Here is a 15,054-nt window from a genome sequence, read left to right as displayed (position 1 = left end):
TAAGAGCGGAACCATAAGTGGCCGTTACCGCAGCAACGGATATGTACACCCCACCCCACCTCACCTCACCCCAACTACCATCACCGCTCCACGGGCACCGAAAGCCCCGAATTCCCAAGCGCATGACTACGCGCATCAAAAAACCGCAACTCCACCTCCATCCCCTCAAACAACTCCGCAAAACGCCGCTTCTGCTGCTGGATAAACCCTGCACTGCGGCCAAACACCGAAATCGCCAACGTGCTGATCTTCGCCTGTCGAATCGCCTGCACCAGATGCACATCCTGCGCGCCGAGGTGATGCCCAAAGATGCATAGCCCACCTTCATGGCCCAACAACTGCTCATAACAGAACGACAAATAGTCAGAACTGCGAATGGTCTTCAGCTTCTCCTCAACCTTGCCCTCGCTGACAAACAACGGCACATCATCCAGCGTCTTGATCGTGTTGTTGATCGCAAAACTGCTGAGCAACGTGCTGTCAGTGGTCGGCAATTTACGCGCCGTACCATCAAGGTTACGCACCAGGTGCAGGCCACCATGCAGATACAAAATGCGCGTGGTGTCGCAGGCAGTATTGCGCAGGTCAAAGCTCGCATCGGCACTGCGAAACAGATCATCGATGCCCGGCGCATGCAGGATCGCCCAGTAGTTGAGCAGGTCGTAATTGCTGGTGAACACCGTCGGGTAACTCGCCAGCTCCTGATGGAGGGTCGCCAGTGTCGACGGCTTCACCAGGCGCCACGGAATATGCACGCTGTGGATCGTATTGATCAGCGCTTCCTTGATCGCGTAATAGCGATTACGCGGCGCAGCCGAGCTGACCGCCAGGGCCTTGTTGACCCGGCTGGTGGTTTTCAGTGCACCCAGCACCTGCTCGAAGCTGCGGGTCTGCATCGCGTCAAATACGCTGAGTTCGGACTGGCTCAGGGGTTTTTCTTCCACGGTGCGGGCGTTTTCGAACAGCGAGTCGTAGGCAAAGTCTTCCCACACTGCGCGGCTGGCGCCGTTGCCGATCAGGATCCCGCTGATGGCGGTACTGCTGCGCAAGGCGTTCCAGTCTTCTAGGTGGGCATCAAAATCCTGGGAATCCTTCATTGCGGCGGGTCTACTCGAAATCGGCTGGGCGGTGACTTTATCACGAGCGGGCGTTGATCCTGGTCAAGATGCCGCAGGCAATCGAGGTCGATGCTGTAGGCATAACGACTTTAAAGGATTAGCCACCATGAGCAGCACCTTCTTCATTCCCGCCGTCAACATCATGGGCCTCGACTGCCTCGACGAAGCCATGACCGCGATTCGCAACTATGGTTTTCGCAAGGCGCTGATCGTCACTGACGCCGGGATGGCCAAGGCAGGTGTGGCCAGCATGATCGCCGAGAAGCTTGCGATGCAAGACATCGACTCGGTGATCTATGACGGCGCCAAGCCCAACCCGAACGTCGAGAACGTCGAAAAAGGCCTGGCGCTGCTGCAACAGAGTGCCTGTGATTTCGTGGTGTCACTGGGCGGTGGCTCACCCCATGACTGTGCCAAGGGCATTGCCCTGTGTGCGACCAACGGCGGGCACATCGGCGACTACGAAGGCGTCGATCAGTCGGCCAAGCCGCAACTGCCGCTGGTAGCCATCAACACCACCGCCGGCACGGCCAGCGAAATGACCCGCTTCTGCATCATCACCGACGAAACCCGCCACGTGAAAATGGCCATCGTCGACCGCAACGTCACGCCGCTGCTGTCGGTCAACGACCCGGCGCTGATGGTCGGCATGCCCAAGGGCCTGACTGCCGCCACCGGCATGGACGCGCTCACCCACGCAATCGAAGCCTACGTGTCCACGGCTGCCAACCCGATCACCGACGCCTGTGCGATCAAGGCCATCGAACTGATCAGCGCCAACCTGCGGATTGCGGTGCGCGACGGTAAAGACCTGGCCGCCCGGGAGAACATGGCCTACGCGCAGTTCCTTGCCGGCATGGCCTTCAACAACGCGTCCCTGGGGTTCGTGCACGCCATGGCGCACCAGTTGGGCGGGCTGTATGACTTGCCCCACGGCGTGTGCAATGCGGTGCTGTTGCCCCATGTGCAAAGCTTCAACGCCAGCGTCAGCGCCGAGCGCCTGAGCCATGTGGCACGGGCCCTTGGCGCAGATATCAAGGGTACGTCGGTGGAAGAGGGCGCCCAGGCGGCCATCGCGGCGATTCGCAGCCTGTCCCAGGATGTGGAAATTCCTGCCGGGTTGCGGGAGCTGGGCGCCAAGTTGCAGGACATCCCGCTGCTGGCGTCCAACGCCCTGAAGGACGCCTGCGGCCTGACCAATCCGCGGCGGGCGGATCAGCGTCAGATTGAAGAGATCTTCCGCAGCGCGTTCTGATCAGTCCTGGCCATGGCGACGCACAGCAGTGCGCCGCCCGCCAGCGTCACGCATAACACCGCCAACGGCCAGGCCTGCTGACTCGCCAGCAGGCTGGCCACGCCACCGATCGCCGCAGCCATCAACTGATGCATAAAGCCGCTCAAGGCCATGGCGTAGGAGCCGCTCACCGGTGATTCATCATTGGCCAGCGACAGGCTGATGGGATAACTCATCGATTGGCCGAACACCGCCAGGCAATACGGCAGCCACAGCAGGATCGCCAGCCCATTGGCAAACAGGCTGCCCAGCAACATCGTCGCGCTGCCGCACATCACCAACGCCACGCCCCAACTCATCATCGACAGGCGCCCGGTGCGGGCGACGAGGCGATTGACCATCAACGCCCCCGCCAGATACGCCCCGCTGATCGGCCAGCCGAGCCAGCCATATTGCGCCGCGCTCCACTCGAAATGGCCCTGCAAAATCAACGGTGCGCAGGTGTTGAACGCGATGATCACCCCGTAACCCAAACCGCCCGCCAACGCAGGCCGCAGGAACGCCGGATGACGCAGGATCGTGCCGTAGATGCGCCAGGCCGAGACGTGCCCGGCGGCTTTTTCCAGTGTTGCAAACACCACCCGTTGCAGCGCAATCATCAGGCCGACAGCCGCTATCGCCAGCCCATAAAAGATCGCCTCCCAACCAAACGCCACTTGCAACAGCGAGCCCACAAACTGCCCGATGCCCAGGGCGATCACGAACGTCATGCCCAGCCACGACAAACCTTTGGCCAACAGGGCACCGCTGAAGCTGTCACGAACCAGCACCCGCGCCATCACCGACACACCGCCCGCACCGAGGCCTTGAACCAGGCGCAGGCCGAGGAACGATTCGAGGCTGTAAGCGGACGGAATCGCCGCACTGGCCAGCGCATACAACGCCAACGCTGCCAGCAACACCGGCTTTCTACCCAGGCGCTCACCGAGGCTGCCCCAGAGCAGCATCGGCAACGCCATGCCGATCAAGTACACCGCCAGGGCCAGTGCCACCTGGTCCTCTGCAGCGGTCAATGACAAGGCAATCGCCGGCACGGCGGGCAGATAACTGCTGATGCCAACCTGGGACAAAAAGGCCGCGCTGCAGGCAATGGTGAGGGTCGTGGTGCTTTTCAAGGGGCAAAAGATCCTGTTGAGCAGTAAGCTGCAAGCCGCAAGCTACAAGTTGCCAGTGGGTTTGTCTCTACCTTGCAGCATGAAGCTAACCGCTTGTCGCTTAGGAACCAACCTTATGAGAGTTCTATTATTCGGCGCCACCGGCATGGTCGGCCAAGGCGTGTTGCGCGAGTGCCTGCTGGCCAGTGACGTGCAGGAAGTTGTCGCCGTCGGCCGTACCGCGCTGACCCAGGAACACGGCAAGCTGCACCAGGTGCTGCATGCCGACATGTTCGATTTCCAGCCCCTGGAGCATCTGCTGCAAGGTTTCGATGCCTGCTTCTTTTGCCTGGGCGTTTCTTCGGTGGGCATGGATGAAGCCAAGTACACCCATTTGAGCTACGACTTGACGCTGGTGGCCGCCAGCACCCTGGCGCGGCTCAACCCGCAGATGACCTTTATCTACGTGTCCGGCGCCGGTACCGACAGCAGCGAAACCGGCAAAACCATGTGGGCACGGATCAAGGGCAAGACCGAGAATGCGTTGCTGCGCCTGCCGTTCAAGGCGGTGTACCTGTTCCGTCCCGGGGTGATCCAGCCGTTGCACGGCGTGCGCTCGAAAACCCCGCTCTACCAGTCCATCTACACCGTGGTCGGCCCGTTGTTGTCGCTGCTGCGCCATGTGCGACCGGCCTGGGTGGTGAGCACGGAAACCGTTGGCCGCGCAATGCTCTCGGCCGTCCGGCACGGTGCACCTCTGCCGGTGGTGGAGCAGGCCGATATCAATCGCCTGGCCACCGAGCGCGCCTAGATGCTGCACAAAAGCCTGGTTCGCCGCCTTGACCTGATCACCCTGCAATTGTTTGTGGCAGTGCATGAGGAAGGCACGCTGACCCGCGCCGCCGCCCGTGAAGCTATCGCGGTCTCGGCGGCCAGCAAGCGCTTGATGGAGCTGGAACAGGTGCTGGGCGTCAGCCTGTTTGTGCGCCAGGCCAAGGGCATGCAGCTCACGGCTGCCGGCGAGACCTTGCTGCACCATGCACGGCAGATGCTGTTCAATGTCGAGAAGATGGGCCTGGAGCTGGGCGAACACAGTCACGGCGTGCGCGGTTATGTGCGGATGCTGGCGAACCTCTCGGCAATCATTCAGTTCCTGCCCGAAGACTTGCGCGACTTTTCCGCGCTGCATCCACAGGTGAAGGCTGACCTGGAAGAGCGGCCCAGCAATGGCGTGGTCCAGGGTGTGATTGACGGCGTTGCGGACCTGGGCATCTGTTCCAGCGACACCGATACCAAAGGCCTGCCCGGCGTGACCTATCGCCGGGACAAGCTGGTGGTGCTGATGCCGGCGGATTACCCGTTGGCGTCGCGCAAGACCCTGACGTTCGCCGAGACGCTGGACAGCGACTACGTGGGGCTGCATTCCGCCAGTTCAATCAACATGCGCACCCATGCGGCGGCGCGGGAGGCGGGCAAGGTGCTGCGCTTGCGGATCCATGTGCCGGGCTTCGATGCCATGTGCCGGATGGTCCAGGCCAACATGGGCATCGGCATCCTGCCGCAAAAGGCCTATGAATTGTTTGGCCGGGCATTGGGCTTGCACGCGGTGCCGCTGACGGATGCCTGGTCGGACCGCAGCCTGATCCTGGTGGTGCGTGACGAGGCGCAGCTGTCGCCGGTGAGCCGGTTGTTGTTCGATTACCTGCGGCGGGAGCAGGCGTAAGCAAACGCTGTGGCGAGGGCGCTTGCTTTGGTGAGGGAGCTTGCTGTGGCGAGGGAGCTTGCTGTGGCGAGGGAGCTTGCTCCCGCTGGGCTGCGTAGCAGCCCCAAAAAAGCCGGGAGCGCTACGCACTCCAGCGGGAGCAAGCTCCCTCGCCACAACCAGTCCTTACTCAAGCGTTCGCATTTGGCGAACGCTCGTTGCCAACTGACGGTTGGATTTCTACTGCCTGCGTCCTCTAGCCTTGGCCCCACATTCCAAGAACAAGAGGTACACCCCATGACGGCTCCCCTGAGCGGTATCAAGGTGATCGAGATCGGCACCCTGATTGCCGCGCCCTTCGCCGCCCGGCTGATGGCCGAGTTTGGCGCCGAGGTGATCAAGATCGAAGCCATGGGGCAGGGCGATCCGCTTCGCAAATGGCGAAAGCTGCACGAAGGCACGTCGCTGTGGTGGTACCTGCAATCGCGCAACAAGAAGTCCCTGGCCCTGGACCTCAAGTCGGCAGAAGGCCTGGACCTGGTCAAGCAACTGCTGGGCGACGCCGACGTGCTGATCGAAAACCTGCGCCCCGGCGGCCTGGAAAAACTCGGCCTGGGCTGGGACGTGCTGCACGCCCTCAACCCCAAGCTGACCCTGGTGCGCATCTCCGGCTACGGCCAGACCGGCCCTTACCGCGACCGCCCGGGCTTCGGTGCCATCGGCGAGGCCATGGGCGGGATTCGCTACACCACTGGCAACCCGGATTCACCACCGGCGCGGGTCGGTGTGAGCCTCGGTGATTCCCTGGCGTCACTGCACGGCGTGATCGGCGCGCTGATGTCGCTGCTGCGGGTCAAGACCGGCCAGGGCGACGGCCAGATTGTCGACGTGTCCCTGGCCGAAAGCGTGTTCAACCTGATGGAAAGCCTCGTGCCGGAATACGACATGCTTGGCCATGTGCGTGAACGCAGTGGCGGCGCCTTGCCCGGCATTGCACCGTCCAACACCTACCTGACCGCCGACGGCGCCTATGTGGTGATCGCCGGCAACAGCGACCCGATCTACAAGCGCCTGATGCTCGCCATCGGCCGCGCCGACCTGGCCGAAGCGCCGGAGTTTGCCCACAACGATGGCCGCGCTGCCAAGAGCGGCCTACTGGACGCCGCCATCACCCACTGGACCAGCAGCCTGCCCATCGACCAGGTGCTCAGTGCCCTGGAAGCCGCCGAAGTACCGGCGGGGCGCATCTATTCAGTGGCCGATATCGTCGCCGATCCGCACTACCAGGCCCGCGACATGCTGCTCAGCGCCGACCTGCCCGGCGGCCTCACGGTGAAGATGCCCGGTATCGTGCCCAAACTGTCGGAAACCCCCGGCGCGGTGAATTGGCAGGGCCCGAGCCTGGGGCAGCACACTGATTCAATCCTCGGCGACCTGGGCCTGAGCGGCGCCGATATTCAACGCCTGAAATCCTCGGGAGTGGTGCAATGAAAAACTATTCCGATGCGCTGATCGTGCAGGAAGTCTCGCCCCGTGACGGCCTGCAAATCGAGCCGACCTGGGTCGAGACTGTCGACAAGATCGCGTTGATAGACCAACTGTCCATGGCCGGGTTTTCCCGGATCGAAGCCGGCTCGTTCGTGTCGCCCAAGGCCATTCCCGCCTTGCGCGATGGTGAGCAGGTGTTCCAGGGCATCACCCGTCATCCCGGGGTTATCTACGTGGCGTTGATCCCCAACCTCAAGGGCGCCCAGCGTGCTATCGAGTCCCGGGCCGATGAGTTGAACCTGGTGATGTCCGCCAGCCAGACCCACAACCTGGCGAATATGCGCATGCGTTGCGAGGCTTCGTTGGCCGCATTCGGCGATATCGTGAGCTTTGCTGCCGAGCACCCGGTGCGCCTCAACGGCAGCATCGCTACCACTTTTGGTTGCCCGTTCGAGGGCAAGATCGATGAGGACCGCGTGCTGCAATTGGTCGACGCCTACCGCGAGCTGGGCATCCAGGGCATCAGCCTGGCCGACACCACCGGCATGGCCAATCCGCGTCAGGTCGAGCGCCTGGTCAAGCGCGTGCTCGAACGTGTTCCGGCGAGCGACCTGACCCTGCATTTCCACAACACTCGCGGCCTGGGTTTGTGCAATGTGCTGGCCGCCTACGAGGCCGGTGCGCGACGGTTTGATGCGGCATTGGGCGGCCTCGGCGGTTGCCCGTTTGCGCCCGGCGCGTCGGGCAATATCTGCACTGAAGACCTGGTCAACCTGTGTGATGAAGTCGGGATCCACACCGGCATCGACCTGCCGCACCTGCTGAAAATGTCGCGGCAATTGCCAGCCTTGCTGGGCCACGAATTGCCGGGCCAGGTGGCCAAGGCCGGGCGCAATTGCGACCTGCATCCGCCACCGGCCTACATCGCCACCTTGTAAGCCGTAACCAGACAACAAAAACAATCGGACGCCTGCGAGCAGTCCGCTGGAGAGAATCGATGAGCCTTAATACGTTGGAGGCCGGCGTGCGCCCGGCCGCTGAACACGATGCCGAAAAAGCCCTGGTCAGCAAGGTCGCCTGGCGCCTGATGCCGCTGATCATGGTCTGCTACCTGTTCGCGTTTTTTGACCGTATCAACATCAGCTTCGCCAAGTTCCAACTGCAGACTGACCTGAGTTTGAGCGACACCGCCTACGGCCTCGGCGCCGGGCTGTTTGTGGTCGGCTATGTGATCTTCGAAGTGCCGAGCAACATGATGCTGTACAAGGTCGGCGCCCGCCGCTGGATCGCACGCATCATGATGTCATGGGGACTGGCGACGGCCGCCATGGTGTTCGTCACGGCCGAATGGCAGTTCTACGTGCTGCGTTTCATCATCGGTGCGATGGAGGCGGGGTTTGCTCCGGGGGTGCTGTATTACCTGACGTTGTGGTTCCCGCAGCACTACCGTGGGCGCATCACGTCGATGCTGTTCCTGGCGTCGGCGTTTGCCGGGCTGGTGGGCGCGCCGTTCTCCGGGCTGGTGCTGGAACACCTCGATGGCGTGCTGCAAATGCGCGGCTGGCATTGGTTGTTCTTGCTCGGTGGTTTGCCTTGCGTTGGCCTGGGTTTCCTGGTGCTCAAGTTGCTCAAGGACCGCATCGAGGATGCCCACTGGCTGACCTCGGCGGAGAAGACGTTGCTGGCCAGTCGCATTGCCGTGCATGAACCCCACAAGAGCGGTGGCTCGTTGCTGGCTGCATTGCGTATCCCAGGCTTCCTGATGCTGGGTTTTATCTACTTCCTGATCCAGGTGGCGTCCTACGGGCTGAACTTCTGGGCGCCGCAACTGATCCGCAGCGCCGGCACCCAGAGCCCGGTGATGATCGGCTTGCTGACGGCGATTCCCTACGTCTGCGGCGCCATCAGCATGGTGGTGATCGGACGCTTGTCCGACGCCACCGGCGAACGTCGCAAGTTCGTCAGCGGCCTGGTGGCGCTGGGGGCGGTGGGGTTCTTCTGTGCCGGGATCTTTGCCGATCACACCACGTTCCTGATCGTCGCCCTGAGCTTGCTGGGCGCGGGGATCATCGCTTCGATCCCGACGTTCTGGACGCTGCCGCCGAAGTTGTTGGCCGGTGCCGGCGCGGGCGCTGCTGGCGGGATCGCGGTGATCAACACGTTGGGCCAGTTCGGCGGCATCGTCAGCCCGGTGATGGTCGGCCGGATCAAGGACCTCACTGGCAGCACCACGCCGGCGCTGTATGTCATCGGCGTGTGTGCGTTGCTGGCGGCGGCGCTGTTGCTGTGGGGCTTGCCTCAGAAGCTGCGCACCCTCGACAAGCGCTGATCAGCCGGCGGTCACCAGCGAGCGGGTGGGTGCGGCACTGAATTGAATCAGGGCCACACCGCCAATCAACATCAGCGCCCCGATCAACCGGGGCGCGGTCAATTGGCGCTCCACCAGCCCGAACAAGCCAAAGTGGTCCAGCATCAACGAGGCGACGATTTGCCCGGCCATCGCCAGGGCGATAAACCCCGAGGCGCCGAGCTTGGGCATCAGGATCAACGCCAGCGAAATGAAGCACACGCCGAACGCGCCGCCGCTCCACATCCACAGCGGCGCCTTGGTGATAAAACCCAGGTTGGGCAGCGGCAGGCGCAGGGCCAGGATCACCGGCAGCAGCACGACGATGCTCACCAGCAGCGAGGCGAGGGTGGCCCACAGCGGATGCCCCAGGCCGCGTCCCAGGTTGGCGTTGATCGCGCTTTGAAACGGCACCACTGCCCCGGCAAACGCGGCCAACAGCAACAAACCTACCCAATGCAACGTCGTCATGATCAATCTCCCAGAGGTTTTGCTGGACTCTAGGCTATTCGTCGCGCAAATTTAAATTCCAAGTTCTTATGCAGAACATGCAGCTGATGAATGATCTACGACGCATCGACCTTAACCTGCTGGTGATCCTTGACGCCTTGCTCAGCGAGCAACACGTGACCCGTGCCGCCGAGCGCCTGCACCTGAGCCAGCCGGCGGTGAGCCACGCGCTGGCGCGGTTGCGGGACTTGCTTGGAGACGCGTTGCTGGTGCGCCAGGGCAGTTCGCTGGTGCCCACTGCTCGTGCTCTGGAACTGGCCATGCCGCTGGCGGAAGCGCTGGCCCAGGTACAGGCGCTGCTGGAGCCCAATCGTTTTGATCCGGCGTCGGCCAAGCGCACCTTCCGGGTCGCCATGTCGGACTACAGTGCGGCGATTTTCTTGCCGGGGCTGGTGCGCACCTTGCGCCGGGAAGCGCCGGGGATTGATTTGCAGATTATCCAGGCCAGTCGCGAAGGCATGCTTGACGGTGTGCTCAATGGCGATATCGACCTGGCGGCCGGGGTGTTTCCCGACATGCCTGCCGAGCTGCGCAGCACGCCGCTGTTTGAAGAGCATTACGTGTGCCTGGTGGACCGCGACAGCCTGCCGGCAAGCGGTGTACTCGACCTGCCCACCTATCTGGCGCGGCCCCACGTATTGCTGGAAATGCGTGGCAGCGGCACCCCGGAAATCGAAAGGGCGCTGACGGCGATTCGTGAGCGCCGGCACGTGTCTATCAGCTTGCCTCATTGGGGTGTTGCGCCGCAGTTGATCCAGGGCACGGACCTGATTCTTACCGTGTCGTCTCGCGGGCTGCTGAACATTGATCACGAACAGTTGTTGGCGGTGCCGCCGCCGTTTCACATTCCGTCGTTTGCGTTTGTGCTGGCGTGGCATTCGCGGCGGGGTGGGGACGCGGCGTTGCAGTGGTTGAATGGGCAGGTGCAGGTTGTGATACAGGGTTGATCGGCGTTACCAACTGTTCGGTGGTTGGCGCCGTGTGTGAAATATTCGAAGAACCTGTAACCGTCCCTCGCGAATACGATATGGCACGAGATAGGGCCAGCGTGGCATCACCCACTCACGTGTACCAGGAACGCGTCCTTCTCGACCCATCGCCGGAAACTCAGCAACATGCTCAAGCCCCGTCCGGATGGCCTGAACAAACTCATAAGCCGCTTTGGGGTTTTCCTGGGCGATGAAAGCTGCTTCATCATCAAGATTTTTGAGTGCTGCCTTCAGCCACTCAACGCGCATTGGCACGCCATTTGTTTGCCACTGCGTCTACTTCGGCGGCAGTTGCAAAGTCACCCGCATCGGCTTCTTTCAACGCCTTTTGAATTTCCTCGATTTGCCATGCTTCACGCGTCAGGTATTCGCGTAACGCATCGACGGCGAGGAACGATTTGCTGCGCCCGGTGGCCTTGGCAAGGCTGGCGAGTGTTTCGGAGATGTCTTCAGGTAGACGTAATGACATGACCGACATAAGTGCCTCGATGTAGTGATGTGTAATACAACATACTACATTGTCACCGTTGCATCGTTGTGTCCCGTTCGTCAGGACTGCTCCTCAGTAAGACCTGACGACCGTTCGTCGCACTAACAAGTTTTTTCTAAACCTTTACCGCCCTGAAAATTCAGATTCAGAGCGGGGCTCGTTTCCCTGCACCTGTTTATTACCTGGAGGAACCCATCATGAGCCGCATGGCTATCCGGTTACGCACCGCCAGTTTCGCGATGCTGCTGGGCCTCGGCGCCAGCAATGCTTTCGCCCAGTCGCCTGCCGATTTCATCGAGCAGGCTTCGGCCAAGGGCATGGCCGATATCGAGACCAGCCGCATGGCACACGCCAAGACTTCGTCCCAGGAGATCAAGGACTACACCATCGAAGTCATCAATGAACGCACCCTGGCCAATCAGCACCTGGCGGCCATCGCCAAGAAGCTCGATTTGCCAGTGGCCCCACGGGACAAGATTGTCGACAAGGCCGAATCGCTGATGCCCGAGCTCAAGGACGGCGACTCCTTTGACGCCGCCTACACCGCCCAGCAGATCAAGGCCAACGAAGACGCGATCGCCTTGTTCAAGCAGGAGGGCGCCGAGTCGGATATCCCGGAAATAAAGGCTTTGGTGGATGAGACCTTGCCCAAGTTGGAAGAGCGCCTGGAGAAAGCCCGGGCGCTGGCGTCGACGTACGGTAAGGGGCACCAGGGCGACGGTTGATTGCCTTGAGTACCCCATGAAAAACGGTGGCTGGAGTGATCCAGCCGCCGTTTTTTTATGCCTGGTTCAGGTCCGTCTTGGACCGGCCATTGTCATCCGTTGTTTCGGTAACCAGCGTCGTCACAGTGATGGTTTCACTGTCGCCGATGGTCTTGTATTCCTTGCGCAGTTTCTCCAGTTCCTTGCGGTCCAGGCCGTCCAGGCTCAATACGGCGTTTTGTGCATCCTTGGTGGCGCGCAGCAACTCGTCAATCTTGATATGCAAAATGTCGTTGTCGCGGTTTTGCGTGTTCTGGATCAGGAACACCATCAGGAAGGTGATGATGGTGGTGGAGGTGTTGATGATCAGCTGCCACGTGTCGTTGTAGTGGAAATAAGGCCCGCTCAGACTCCACAGGAGGATCAATCCCACCGCCGCGTAGAACGTGCGGGCGCTGCCTGCCCAGCGGGACAGGGATTGTGAGATGGCGGAGAATTTCATGACCGTTTTCCTATAAGGGTGGGTGATGAAAATACTGACCGCAGGCGCGCTCTGAAATTTCTTTTTACAATTGAGGAGCTGAACAAAGTTGTACGTTTTCCTGCTGGGGGTCAGCCGTGATCCTCCAGCGCCAGCAGATACTGCTTGGCCTCAAGCCCGCCGGCGAACCCGGTCAAGCCACCCGACGCACCAATCACCCGATGGCACGGCGCAACAATCGAAATCGGATTGCGCCCGTTGGCGGCGCCGACGGCACGCACGGCCTTGGGGTTGCCTATCTGCGCAGCGATCTGGCTGTAGCTGCGGGTCTCTCCGAACGGGATGGTCAACAGCGCCTGCCAGACTTTCTTCTGGAAGTCGGTGCCGGCGAAGTCCAGTTCCAGCTCGAAACGATTGCGGGCACCGGCGAAGTACTCCTTCAACTGTCGCTCGGTCTCCAGCAGTACCGGGCTGTTGCTGGCTTCTTGCAGGGCACCCAGGCGAACGCGATTGGGCCGCTCTTTTTCCCAGAGGATGGCGGTGAGTTTTCCGTCACGGGCCACGAGGGTCAGTTGGCCGACGGGGGAGGGCATGTATTTGTATTCGTAGGACATGGTCGGGCTCCTTGAGTGGGTATGGCTCTACTGTAGATGGGCCGGCCCAGGGTGGAACTACGTTTCTTGCGGTCGAATTCGCGAACGACTTAGAAGTTCCAGTAAACCCAATCGGCGTAATACGGATACCAATAAAACCACGAGAACCAGTACAACGCCTTGAGTACCGATGCCGTGCCAATGACAAAAAATGAAGCGATGTTGAGCAGCGTGATGATCACGGCAAATAGGGTTACACGCCGACTGGCGTGCAGTTGGGCAAACCGGGCGCCATAAACGGAGGCCGTGATGGACGCCAGCACCAACACGAGTCCCAGCGCAAAGGGCAGCCTGAGGAACGAGAGCAGCAGAGGAGCGATCAGCACCCAGCCCAGTACCTTGCGCAGTACGGGGCTGGGCGTGCGGTGTGAGGGAGGGAGCATTGCGCGGTTCCTTGAAGTGCTGTTACCGGTCCTGTTGCAATACCTTGAGGGCAGCAGACGCAAGAAAGCCCGAACGGCTTTTTTCTTCCGGATGATGCAGGACGTATTCGTCAATGCGGTTCAGCAGGTAGCCGGGCAACGTGATATTGAGTTTCTGTGCCTTGCCCAGGTACTTGGTCACATCAATATCCACCACCGCCCACGTGCAGCCGGCATATTGCGGGTTGGCGGCATGGAGGGTGACTTTCTGTGCTGTAGGAATGGGCGCACCGTCTTCTGCGAGGATCTCGAAGTGGCCTTCGATCGCTTCGCGGGCCATGGCCATGGCGTCGTCCAGATCATCTCCAGCTGAGAAGCAACCGGGAATGTCCGGGACTTCCACACCCCAGGCATGGTCCTCGTCACCGGTTGAAATTGCGATTGGGTACAGCATGTTTGTTGTCCTCAACGAACGTGTTAGCTGAGCAGAGCTTGTTTCAAAATGCTCTTTGCGGTCTTGTCCAGCAGGTCCTTTTTAGGATGGGGAATCGTCACGAGCCCCGGCTTTGTCGGGTGCTTGAAATGATGATGGCTGCCTCTGATTCGCACCAGATACCAGCCATCCGCAACGATGTGACCTATCAAATATCGGCTGTCCACAGCACCTCCTTGTGGTGTGTGTTGGTGGAGACTATAACTACTGAAAATAAATTATCAACACTCTACCTACCAGCGGTCGATGACCGGTGTTTCTGTAGGGGCTGTATGCAGTGTATGAGCGCATGGGGACGGTGCCCGACGGAGGTATTGCGAGGTTTTTCGAGAGAACAATCAGGCTTTCTGACGAGCCTGCAGCAACTCATCAATTACCGTGAGAAATGCCGTGACCATCAAGCTGCTTGCGCCGCTACGCGTAAGAACGAGCAGCCGTGCATACGCTTCCGCGTCCACCAACGGCCGATACGTCACGCCCTTGTTCATCAAACTCTGCGTACATTCCGGCACCAGCGCCACACCTTGTCCCGCCGCCACCAGTGCAATGATCGAGGTAATTTGCCGTCCCGACGGCCCGGCCCTCAGTGGCAAACCTTTGTGCCGATAAAGCTGCTCAATGGACTGGTTAAGCCCCGAGCCATAATCGGCTGGGAACAGAATCAACGGGTACCCACTCAACTGCGCCAGGCTGACCTCGGCCTGGTTGGCCAACGGGCTGTCGCTGGACACCGCCGCCACCAGCCGCTCCTCACCCAACGACAACGCTTGCACCTCAGTCTGACCGTCCTGGGGCAGTAACCGGCTCAGGCCGATATCCAGGCGGCCATCAGCCACCTGTGCGCCCAGGCTGCCGGAGGCGCATTCCACCAGCGTCAGTTGCACATCGGGAAAGCGTTGGGCGAAGGCTTGAATCGCTTGGCTGAACAAGTCCGACAGGGCTATCGAGCTGACGTAACCCAGCGCCAGTTGCCCGGCGGCACCCGCCGCCAGTTTGCCCGCGATGACTTCAGCGAGGTCGACCTGCTCCAGCACCGCCCGTGCGTAGGGCAGGAACGCGCGCCCCTGGGGAGTGAGCGAAACCGTGCGACTGGTGCGGTCGAACAGGCGAAATCCCAGCTCAGTCTCCAGCGCGGAAATCTGCCGGGTCAACGGCGGCTGGGCCAGGTGCAGGCGAATGGCCGCTCGGCCGAAGTGCAATTCTTCGGCGACGGTCAGAAAGTAACGCAGCTTGCGTAGGTCGAGCATCCTGGCCCCAGGGTATTGATCGGTTCGAAATCGGTATTGGTCTCGGGTGTGCGGGTCATTCTATAAAGGCCTCAGATAATAA

19 protein-coding genes are annotated in these 15,054 nt (G+C 61.0%); 8 read left to right on the top strand and 11 right to left on the bottom strand.

Annotated features, from left to right (window positions below; all coding sequences use genetic code 11):
- Positions 1 to 80: 80 nt before the first annotated feature.
- Positions 81 to 1,097 (bottom strand): DUF4917 family protein, encoded by a 1,017-nt coding sequence (locus HX814_RS17015; RefSeq protein ID WP_003212103.1) that lies wholly within the window; start codon positions 1,095 to 1,097, stop codon positions 81 to 83.
- 127 nt (positions 1,098 to 1,224) lie between these two features.
- Between HX814_RS17015 and yiaY the strand changes: the two genes are divergently transcribed.
- Positions 1,225 to 2,373, top strand: coding sequence for an L-threonine dehydrogenase (yiaY, locus tag HX814_RS17010; RefSeq protein WP_008437790.1), 1,149 nt, complete (start codon positions 1,225 to 1,227; stop codon positions 2,371 to 2,373).
- Here yiaY and HX814_RS17005 read toward each other — a convergent pair.
- Complete coding sequence (locus HX814_RS17005; RefSeq protein WP_177008901.1) at positions 2,340 to 3,527, bottom strand: MFS transporter; 1,188 nt, start codon at positions 3,525 to 3,527, stop codon at positions 2,340 to 2,342. The two genes, yiaY and HX814_RS17005, sit on opposite strands and share 34 nt — an antisense overlap.
- 115 nt (positions 3,528 to 3,642) lie before the next feature.
- On the opposite strand from HX814_RS17005, the gene HX814_RS17000 reads away from it, so the two are divergent.
- The 5 genes from HX814_RS17000 (at position 3,643) to HX814_RS16980 (ending at position 9,025) form a co-directional block, all read left to right on the top strand.
- Positions 3,643 to 4,317 carry an NAD(P)H-binding protein gene (locus HX814_RS17000; protein WP_102604145.1) on the top strand — a complete coding sequence of 225 codons (675 nt, stop codon included), beginning with the start codon at positions 3,643 to 3,645 and terminating at the stop codon, positions 4,315 to 4,317.
- Positions 4,318 to 5,229, top strand: a complete 912-nt coding sequence (locus tag HX814_RS16995) for a LysR family transcriptional regulator (RefSeq protein ID WP_003212094.1) — start codon at positions 4,318 to 4,320, stop codon at positions 5,227 to 5,229.
- 276 nt (positions 5,230 to 5,505) lie between these two features.
- Positions 5,506 to 6,699 (top strand): CaiB/BaiF CoA-transferase family protein, encoded by a 1,194-nt coding sequence (locus tag HX814_RS16990; RefSeq protein ID WP_087692626.1) that lies wholly within the window; start codon positions 5,506 to 5,508, stop codon positions 6,697 to 6,699.
- Positions 6,696 to 7,634 (top strand): hydroxymethylglutaryl-CoA lyase, encoded by a 939-nt coding sequence (locus HX814_RS16985; protein ID WP_177008902.1) that lies wholly within the window; start codon positions 6,696 to 6,698, stop codon positions 7,632 to 7,634. Before HX814_RS16990 ends, HX814_RS16985 begins: the two co-directional genes overlap by 4 nt.
- 59 nt (positions 7,635 to 7,693) lie before the next feature.
- A complete protein-coding gene (locus tag HX814_RS16980; protein ID WP_177008903.1) occupies positions 7,694 to 9,025 on the top strand; it encodes an MFS transporter in 1,332 nt (443 codons plus the stop codon).
- On the opposite strand, the gene HX814_RS16975 is transcribed toward HX814_RS16980, so the two are convergent.
- A complete protein-coding gene (locus HX814_RS16975) occupies positions 9,026 to 9,514 on the bottom strand; it encodes a DMT family transporter (RefSeq protein ID WP_177008904.1) in 489 nt (162 codons plus the stop codon).
- A 68-nt stretch (positions 9,515 to 9,582) separates the two neighbouring features.
- Here HX814_RS16975 and HX814_RS16970 point away from each other — a divergent pair, with 68 nt between their 5' ends.
- The gene (locus HX814_RS16970; protein WP_008437802.1) at positions 9,583 to 10,500 is read left to right on the top strand and encodes a LysR family transcriptional regulator; all 918 of its coding nucleotides are present in this window, start codon (positions 9,583 to 9,585) and stop codon (positions 10,498 to 10,500) included.
- A 6-nt stretch (positions 10,501 to 10,506) separates the two neighbouring features.
- Here HX814_RS16970 and HX814_RS16965 read toward each other — a convergent pair whose 3' ends face one another.
- Both HX814_RS16965 and HX814_RS16960 read right to left on the bottom strand, forming a co-directional pair.
- Positions 10,507 to 10,791: a type II toxin-antitoxin system RelE/ParE family toxin gene (locus tag HX814_RS16965; protein WP_008437803.1), complete on the bottom strand. Its 285-nt coding sequence runs from the start codon at positions 10,789 to 10,791 to the stop codon at positions 10,507 to 10,509.
- Positions 10,781 to 11,020: a CopG family ribbon-helix-helix protein gene (locus tag HX814_RS16960; protein WP_008437804.1), complete on the bottom strand. Its 240-nt coding sequence runs from the start codon at positions 11,018 to 11,020 to the stop codon at positions 10,781 to 10,783. Before HX814_RS16960 ends, HX814_RS16965 begins: the two co-directional genes overlap by 11 nt.
- A gap of 209 nt (positions 11,021 to 11,229) precedes the next feature.
- Between HX814_RS16960 and HX814_RS16955 the strand changes: the two genes are divergently transcribed.
- A complete protein-coding gene (locus HX814_RS16955; protein WP_003212082.1) occupies positions 11,230 to 11,757 on the top strand; it encodes a DUF4142 domain-containing protein in 528 nt (175 codons plus the stop codon).
- Positions 11,758 to 11,812: 55 nt separating this feature from the next.
- Here HX814_RS16955 and HX814_RS16950 read toward each other — a convergent pair whose 3' ends face one another.
- The 6 genes from HX814_RS16950 to HX814_RS16925 form a co-directional block, all read right to left on the bottom strand.
- Positions 11,813 to 12,238, bottom strand: coding sequence for a low affinity iron permease family protein (locus HX814_RS16950; protein ID WP_003212079.1), 426 nt, complete (start codon positions 12,236 to 12,238; stop codon positions 11,813 to 11,815).
- A 110-nt stretch (positions 12,239 to 12,348) separates the two neighbouring features.
- Positions 12,349 to 12,831: a methylated-DNA--[protein]-cysteine S-methyltransferase gene (locus HX814_RS16945; protein ID WP_003212078.1), complete on the bottom strand. Its 483-nt coding sequence runs from the start codon at positions 12,829 to 12,831 to the stop codon at positions 12,349 to 12,351.
- A gap of 89 nt (positions 12,832 to 12,920) precedes the next feature.
- Positions 12,921 to 13,253: a hypothetical protein gene (locus tag HX814_RS16940; protein ID WP_087692623.1), complete on the bottom strand. Its 333-nt coding sequence runs from the start codon at positions 13,251 to 13,253 to the stop codon at positions 12,921 to 12,923.
- Positions 13,254 to 13,275: 22 nt separating this feature from the next.
- Positions 13,276 to 13,686: a type II toxin-antitoxin system HicB family antitoxin gene (locus HX814_RS16935; protein WP_003212074.1), complete on the bottom strand. Its 411-nt coding sequence runs from the start codon at positions 13,684 to 13,686 to the stop codon at positions 13,276 to 13,278.
- Positions 13,687 to 13,709: 23 nt separating this feature from the next.
- Complete coding sequence (locus HX814_RS16930) at positions 13,710 to 13,892, bottom strand: type II toxin-antitoxin system HicA family toxin (RefSeq protein ID WP_003189411.1); 183 nt, start codon at positions 13,890 to 13,892, stop codon at positions 13,710 to 13,712.
- Between the two features lie 171 nt (positions 13,893 to 14,063).
- Entirely contained in the window at positions 14,064 to 14,972 is a 909-nt protein-coding gene (locus HX814_RS16925) for a LysR family transcriptional regulator (protein ID WP_087692622.1), read from the bottom strand.
- Positions 14,973 to 15,054 lie beyond the last annotated feature (82 nt).

This window comes from Pseudomonas sp. C8002, from assembly GCF_013385765.1.
Taxonomy (GTDB): domain Bacteria; phylum Pseudomonadota; class Gammaproteobacteria; order Pseudomonadales; family Pseudomonadaceae; genus Aquipseudomonas.
Note: the sequence above shows the minus strand (reverse complement) of the source record. Positions and strands in the feature narration are given on the sequence as shown.

Excerpts from the sequence above, each read along its gene's own strand:
- HX814_RS16955 (WP_003212082.1), top strand. The coding sequence starts at position 11,230 with ATGAGCCGCATGGCTATCCGGTTACGCACCGCCAGTTTCGCGATGCTG.
- HX814_RS16980 (WP_177008903.1), top strand. The coding sequence starts at position 7,694 with ATGAGCCTTAATACGTTGGAGGCCGGCGTGCGCCCGGCCGCTGAACAC.
- HX814_RS16960 (WP_008437804.1), bottom strand. The coding sequence starts at position 11,020 with ATGTCGGTCATGTCATTACGTCTACCTGAAGACATCTCCGAAACACTC.
- HX814_RS16940 (WP_087692623.1), bottom strand. The coding sequence starts at position 13,253 with ATGCTCCCTCCCTCACACCGCACGCCCAGCCCCGTACTGCGCAAGGTA.
- HX814_RS17015 (WP_003212103.1), bottom strand. The coding sequence starts at position 1,097 with ATGAAGGATTCCCAGGATTTTGATGCCCACCTAGAAGACTGGAACGCC.
- HX814_RS16970 (WP_008437802.1), top strand. The coding sequence starts at position 9,583 with ATGCAGAACATGCAGCTGATGAATGATCTACGACGCATCGACCTTAAC.
- HX814_RS16935 (WP_003212074.1), bottom strand. The coding sequence starts at position 13,686 with ATGCTGTACCCAATCGCAATTTCAACCGGTGACGAGGACCATGCCTGG.
- HX814_RS16985 (WP_177008902.1), top strand. The coding sequence starts at position 6,696 with ATGAAAAACTATTCCGATGCGCTGATCGTGCAGGAAGTCTCGCCCCGT.
- HX814_RS16925 (WP_087692622.1), bottom strand. The coding sequence starts at position 14,972 with ATGCTCGACCTACGCAAGCTGCGTTACTTTCTGACCGTCGCCGAAGAA.
- yiaY (WP_008437790.1), top strand. The coding sequence starts at position 1,225 with ATGAGCAGCACCTTCTTCATTCCCGCCGTCAACATCATGGGCCTCGAC.
- HX814_RS16995 (WP_003212094.1), top strand. The coding sequence starts at position 4,318 with ATGCTGCACAAAAGCCTGGTTCGCCGCCTTGACCTGATCACCCTGCAA.
- HX814_RS17000 (WP_102604145.1), top strand. The coding sequence starts at position 3,643 with ATGAGAGTTCTATTATTCGGCGCCACCGGCATGGTCGGCCAAGGCGTG.
- HX814_RS16950 (WP_003212079.1), bottom strand. The coding sequence starts at position 12,238 with ATGAAATTCTCCGCCATCTCACAATCCCTGTCCCGCTGGGCAGGCAGC.
- HX814_RS16965 (WP_008437803.1), bottom strand. The coding sequence starts at position 10,791 with ATGCGCGTTGAGTGGCTGAAGGCAGCACTCAAAAATCTTGATGATGAA.
- HX814_RS16990 (WP_087692626.1), top strand. The coding sequence starts at position 5,506 with ATGACGGCTCCCCTGAGCGGTATCAAGGTGATCGAGATCGGCACCCTG.
- HX814_RS16975 (WP_177008904.1), bottom strand. The coding sequence starts at position 9,514 with ATGACGACGTTGCATTGGGTAGGTTTGTTGCTGTTGGCCGCGTTTGCC.
- HX814_RS16945 (WP_003212078.1), bottom strand. The coding sequence starts at position 12,831 with ATGTCCTACGAATACAAATACATGCCCTCCCCCGTCGGCCAACTGACC.